Genomic DNA, 6,000 nt, shown 5'->3' on the forward strand with positions numbered 1-6,000 from the left:
GGCTAGGCATGTGTAAGCGAGCTATACGCCACGCGCTATCGTGAAAGACTTGCTAAATTCATCCAGTGCTTAGGATGCAAACTCAATCGCAAGGTTGATAAGGTACCTTTGAGAAGATGAAACGCTTGTATTCTTCGTGGCATACAGGCTGCAAGCCACCTGCTGTCTAGGTCGTGGGAACCCCACGTCTTTAGGCGTGGGAGCCGTCAGAGATTGGTAACCGTGGTCAGACTCTATGTAAGACATAGAACCAAGATTAAGAGAAGTGAAATCTTTCTGATGAATAGACCGATCATCATTATTGTTAAGATGTGAATGACCAGAGAGAGTAATGACTTGCGGATAATCCTTTAGGTCAATATTTAAATTTGGATTGGATGCCTGTTGTCCATCCATCACGGTATTAGATTTGTATCTGTCATATTTTTTTCTTTTTAGGTTATCTAAAAATATTTCTTTTACTATTTTATGATCATTCGGTTTATCAAACCCATTATCGTTTATCATGTCTCCTACCGACAAAATTGCATCCGGTTTAGGAAAAATTGATGCAATGGTGTCAAAAAAACTTTTTCTTGACTTTATTAACATAATGGCACCTCCAAATAATACTTTTACTTATTTAATAGATTTTAACCTGCAATACTCCAAGGGACAGAAACAATACCATTTTGCCAAACTATAGCAACGAAAATAATGCTTACATCCATATTAAAATAAATACAATGTTAACCCCTCCTTATCAGACTACGTAAAAACACACTAAAAATTGTTGTTTTAGTTTTTTGTTGCTAAGGAAATTATAAAATCCTAGCTTGTAGATAAGTTGCTTATGTTGCGGTTGACATCTAGCTCCAGCGCTAGCGACTAGCAAATTTACGCCTTCTTCCTACGATAAGTCAACATCGACTCCTTCGTCGCCGTGTTTCCTTTATCTCGTCAGAAGTCTTTAAATTTGTACGTCGCTGAACAGGCGCTTGCGCTTTTGTTCTGGTCTAGGAAATTATAAAATTCTCGACTTGTGGATAATTGTTCGATAAAATGTTCGTATACAAATTTGTGGGGTACTGATATGGAAAAGGGTAACAGTGGTGTAATCAAAAGAATATTGAAGGACCATTTTGATGGTTTTTGGAAAATACATTCTGACCTTTTTCCAGCATCATATCGCGAGGATATTAAAGAGACGGTTGAAAAGGCTATTAGATGTGGTTCCAGTGACCTTGGCTATGCACGTTATGAATGCTTAGGTTGTGAAGGAGATCCTAATCCTGTTTTTGTATGCTTCACTTGTAAGAGTCGGTTCTGTCATAAATGTGGTAAGAAATATACAGATGATTGGTCGGACAAACAACAGGAGATGATTTTCAATGTTCCACATCGTCATATGGTATTTACCGTTCCGAGGGAATTAAGAAATGTCTTTTTTCAAGACCGTAAAAAATTAAACGAACTAAGTAAAGAGGTAGCAGATGTATTTCAATTCTACTATCAACGGAGAAGTAAAAAGCCATTACAAGTAGGTGTTATTACAGTCATTCACACATTTGGAAGAGACCTTAAGTTTAATCCCCATATCCATGCTTTAGTAACGGAAGGAGCCCTTGATCAAAATAAAAAATGGGTACCTACGGGTTTTATTTCGTACGAATATTTAAGAAAGGCATGGCAGAAAGTCTTATTAGATTTATTAAAGTCGTGGTTTCCTAAGAATGAAGCCGTTACAAGACTTATTAATGATCTATATAACCGTTACCAAAAAGGTTTCTACGTGAACGCAGAACGAAAAATGAAGGATGCCAAAAAGGCGGCGAAATACATAGGTAGGTATTTGGCTAGACCAGCTATTGCAGAATATAGAATATTAAAATATGATGGGGAAACTGTTCATTTTTGGTATGAAGATCACCAAACTGAGAAAAGGGTGGATGAAACCCTTTCTGTATATAGATTTCTTTATAAAATAATACAACATATTCAACCTAAGCATTTTCGAATGGTGGGTCGCTTTGGTTTGTACAGCAGAAGATCTTATAAAAAGGCTAATCAGGTATTGAGCCTTCATGCTTTTATGAGAACAAAGCAACTTTCCTTATTACTTGAGAGGAAAAAGAAGAAGAAAACCTATAGACAGCGCATGATAGAGGCATTTGATAAAGACCCATTTATTTGCCCACATTGCCATCGTGAGATGGATTTGGTTGAAATATGGCATGCGGAGTATGGCTTGTTGTACCATTATATGGAAGATATGGAGTCTGTCAAAAGAGTGAGGAGGATAAATCTTGACCAAAAAGAAAAAGCCGGATGAATTAAGTAAAGCATTCCTGGAATCCTTGGATAAAGACGATCCATTCGGTTTAAATGAAGAAATAAAAACGTTGACTTTTAAATGTTTGGATTGTGGTAAGGAAGATGAGGTCCCTGAATATATAGTGGGGGAATTTCACTATGATTTGGAAGAAAATGAAGAAGTGGAGGTAGTCTGTCCTTTTTGTGACGGCACCATGCGACAAGCGAGGAATATCCCAAGTGAATAATCTTCACTTGGGACGTGGTTTAGTCGCGCTAGCGATTTTGTTCTGTGCATTCTATTGTATTTTAATGATAGTTTATTAACTTAATACCATTTTTCTATTAATTATTTGTAATTATTTGTAAATATTTTAAAGTCGTGCTTGTTCTAGTCTGAATTTCTGACCAAAGTACTGATCTAGAATTTCAGGATCTGGTGGATCCCAATGTAAGTAAATACGTCAACAGTTTCTTGGCGCATTCATAGAAATCGACACCGCTGAATTAGGTCGTTTCAGCTAGGCTAAGGCAGATTTCATCGAGAGTACTAATTCTATTACCTTTCTAAACACATATATCTTCCTATTGTTATTTTTTTAGATACCTCTTATACTGTTAAAAGTGAACATTCTAAATAAAATACAATTTAATGTTCGGTTTTAACTTCGATGGAGGGATCATAATGACAAAAAGTATTAAAGTATTCGCGATTCTAGCTTTTTCCATTTTGATGTTAGTAGGTTGTACTTCGGCACAAGGAACATCAAACGAAACAAATAAACAATCGGCAAAGAAGGAACCTATCGCTGTACAAGGGGCGATGGATGTTGAAGTTTCCGCATTGCTTGATGCAATGGGTGACTATAAAGAAGAGAAATATGGCAATTTTTCATTTTATGTTGGGGAGATTGAGGACATTCCTGTCGTTGTGTCAAGAACAGAGGTGGGCATGGTCAATGCAGCCGCATCGACCACACTATTAATTGAGAAATATCATCCAAAAGCGATTATTAACCAAGGAACAGCTGGTGGACATGATCCGAATATTCATGTGTTTGATACAGTCATTGGTACGGAGGTTATGAATATTGGTAGCTTTCGCTCTGAACATCTAGACGAAGGTCAAGGGATGAAGCCAGAAAAATGGATTCATATGACAACTGATATAAGAGAAGCGGATGGAGAAACAAAAGAGTATGCTGCCCTTCCAAGTGATGAAAAATTAGTGAAAGCTGCTTTAAGTGTGGCAGATCAATACGAATATGGTGAGGTAGTAGAAGGGAAAATCGGAAGTGGTGACTGGTGGAACAGAGAAATTGACAGAATCCAGTGGTTCCATGAAGACTTCGGAACAAGTGCCGAAGAAATGGAGGCTTTTGCCGTTGCTCAAGTTGCTCATTTACAAGATGTACCTTTCCTATCTTTACGCACCATCTCAAACTCTGAAGTAACAGATGACAACATTGAGGATTTAGAAAAAGCAGGGCAATACGGTGCCGAGTTTTCGGTTGAAGTTGTGAAGGCTATAGGGAAATAGAAGAAAGATGCAATAAAAGGCGTGGGGTCTACACTTTTTTAGTGTAAGCTCCAACGCCTTAACTTTTATTTACTGGAGTTATGTCCCAGCCTTTATTTTTAGATGAGATGCAAGGGGATATGGAATATTTCTTCACCCGGAAAATAGTTTTATATGCTTATCAATATTGAATTGCAAAACAGTGTCTTTATTTTTGTGCCTTGAGCACAGCGATATGATTGTTCTCCCAATTAAACTCTTTCATTAATTTAACTTACAAATGCGTGGTCTAACTCCACCGTCTTTAGACGGTATCAGCTTTTAGCCCTTCTCTTATATGTCCTTACTTTAGATGAGGTGAAAGTATTGGACAGCTATAGAAAAAGTAGTCATGCGGTATATGATATCAAGTACCATGTAATATGGGTGACCAAGTATAGGTATAAAGGGCTCCGCATACAGATTGCAATATGGGCAAGGCAACGTTGGAAAAAATCATATTCATTTGTTATTATCATGCTCTCCAAATATGACACCAAGTAAAATCTTACAATACTTGAAAGGAAGGTCTTCAAGATTGTTACGGTAAGCGCCAAATCAACCGAAATTCTGTTCAGCAATTCCAAGAATTTTGGATATTTTTGTAGTTTTTCGGATGGTCGAAAAGGTGGAAGCGTTATACTATGTTTTTTGAGAGCGCTTTACATTAAAAACAGGGGGGAACTATGATGAAGAAGTTAAGTTGTATCCTAATAGGATTACTTATGGTGTCAGTTTTAGCTGCATGTGGCAATAATGATGATAAAAAAGCACAGCTATCAAAGAATGGAGTTATCGAACTTACTCTTTGGACGGACTGGACTGAGGATCGTCCGGAAAATACTCTTTACAAGGATATTATTGCTAAATTTAATGAAGAGCATGAAGATATTCAAATTAAGGAAGAGGCCATTCCGCACGACCAATATGAGACAAAATTAAGAACCCAAGCCGCTGGAAATCAATTACCTGACTTGATGCGTGTTTGGCCTGGTGCTAGAACTGAGCCTCTTGCTGAAGGTGGGGCCATTCTTCCGCTTAATCCAATTATTGATAACTGGGAAGGGGTTATTCCTGATTCCATCCTTCAAGATTATGCAATTGGGGGGAATTATTATGCAATCCCATCAAATGTAAGTGTGACAGGTTTAATTTTCTATCATAAAGATCGGCTTCAAGCCGCTGGGTATGATGAGTTTCCTAAAACATATGATGAATTTAAAAAACTTGTAAAAGCGCTTAATGATGAAGGGACAACTCCAATTGCTTTAGGTAATAAATCCATTTGGCCATTACAATCTGTATATATCTCAACAATTGCTGACCGTTTCACAGGTAGCGATTACTTAAAGAATACACTAGGTGGAGAAGGCACTTTTGAAGATCCACAATTTATCAGTGCACTATCTGTTATCGATGAATTAACAAAAGCGAACGCATTTAATGAAGACATGAATACGCTTGATGAAGCTCAATCCAGAAATGAATTTATCAAAGGATCCGCAGGTATGCACTTTGCTGGTTCATGGGCGATTGGTCCCATTTTAGACAGCGTTGAAGATATTGATAACATTGGGGTCGCACCATTCCCGACATTTGAAGGTGGTAACGGCGATCCTGCAAGAATCGCTGGTGCCGCTGGTGGTGGTATTGCGGTAAACAGCCAATTAAGTGAAGAGGAACAAGAAGCTGCTTTCACTTTCCTAAAATACTATTATGGTGAAGAGTTATACCAAGGTTTAATCAAAGCAAACATTATCGTACCGGCTAATGTTGAAATGGATGACAGCATCCCACAAATCTTCCAAGATGCCAATAGCTTTGTTCAAGGTGGACTTGCTCCAGTATATGATGCAACACTAACACCTGAATTAACAGATATTATTAACAACGGATTACAATCCATTACATTAGGTGATAAAACACCAGAAGAATTAGCAAAAGAAATGCAGAAAGAAAATGAAAGTAAATAAGTCATCGATACACTTGTTCACAGGTTACTTGTATAAAGTAACCTGTTTATGGTAGTGTCAAAAATTCTATGAAAACAAAAGCCTAAACGTAGCTCTACGGTCTAAATGTGGTGGTAAGCTACCGCAATCGCTCTTGACAAACACGCCAATGGTTTGAATTACAAGTAACAAGGGCGA

The 6,000-nt window shown here is 37.6% G+C and carries 5 protein-coding genes and 1 pseudogene; 5 read left to right on the forward strand and 1 reads right to left on the reverse strand.

Translation table 11 applies throughout. From position 1 onward, the window contains the following. Positions 1-219: 219 nt before the first annotated feature. Positions 220-366 (reverse strand): annotated as a pseudogene (locus KI363_RS22080) (phosphatase); the annotation flags it as partial. Between the two features lie 706 nt (positions 367-1,072). On the opposite strand from KI363_RS22080, the gene KI363_RS14685 reads away from it, so the two are divergent. The 5 genes from KI363_RS14685 to KI363_RS14705 all read left to right on the forward strand — a co-directional run bounded on the left by KI363_RS14685 (position 1,073) and on the right by KI363_RS14705 (position 5,823). After that, the gene (locus tag KI363_RS14685; RefSeq protein ID WP_212966801.1) at positions 1,073-2,311 is read left to right on the forward strand and encodes an IS91 family transposase; all 1,239 of its coding nucleotides are present in this window, start codon (positions 1,073-1,075) and stop codon (positions 2,309-2,311) included. Continuing rightward, the gene (locus KI363_RS14690) at positions 2,286-2,540 is read left to right on the forward strand and encodes a hypothetical protein (protein WP_246516890.1); all 255 of its coding nucleotides are present in this window, start codon (positions 2,286-2,288) and stop codon (positions 2,538-2,540) included. The genes KI363_RS14685 and KI363_RS14690 overlap by 26 nt, the downstream gene beginning before the upstream one ends. A gap of 437 nt (positions 2,541-2,977) precedes the next feature. Continuing rightward, a complete protein-coding gene (locus KI363_RS14695) occupies positions 2,978-3,832 on the forward strand; it encodes a 5'-methylthioadenosine/S-adenosylhomocysteine nucleosidase (protein WP_212966802.1) in 855 nt (284 codons plus the stop codon). A 484-nt stretch (positions 3,833-4,316) separates the two neighbouring features. Beyond that, positions 4,317-4,400, forward strand: a complete 84-nt coding sequence (locus KI363_RS14700) for a hypothetical protein (RefSeq protein WP_246516893.1) — start codon at positions 4,317-4,319, stop codon at positions 4,398-4,400. A 139-nt stretch (positions 4,401-4,539) separates the two neighbouring features. Next, the gene (locus KI363_RS14705) at positions 4,540-5,823 is read left to right on the forward strand and encodes an extracellular solute-binding protein (RefSeq protein WP_212966804.1); all 1,284 of its coding nucleotides are present in this window, start codon (positions 4,540-4,542) and stop codon (positions 5,821-5,823) included. The last annotated feature ends 177 nt before the right edge of the window (positions 5,824-6,000 follow it).

It is taken from the genome of Lederbergia ruris, from assembly GCF_018332955.1.
Classification (GTDB): Bacteria; Bacillota; Bacilli; order Bacillales; family Bacillaceae_C; genus Lederbergia; species Lederbergia ruris.

What these genes read in the sequence shown, in the direction of transcription:
- KI363_RS14685 (WP_212966801.1), top strand. Translation starts at nt 1,073, where the DNA reads ATGGAAAAGGGTAACAGTGGTGTAATCAAAAGAATATTGAAGGACCAT.
- KI363_RS14695 (WP_212966802.1), top strand. Translation starts at nt 2,978, where the DNA reads ATGACAAAAAGTATTAAAGTATTCGCGATTCTAGCTTTTTCCATTTTG.
- KI363_RS14705 (WP_212966804.1), top strand. Translation starts at nt 4,540, where the DNA reads ATGAAGAAGTTAAGTTGTATCCTAATAGGATTACTTATGGTGTCAGTT.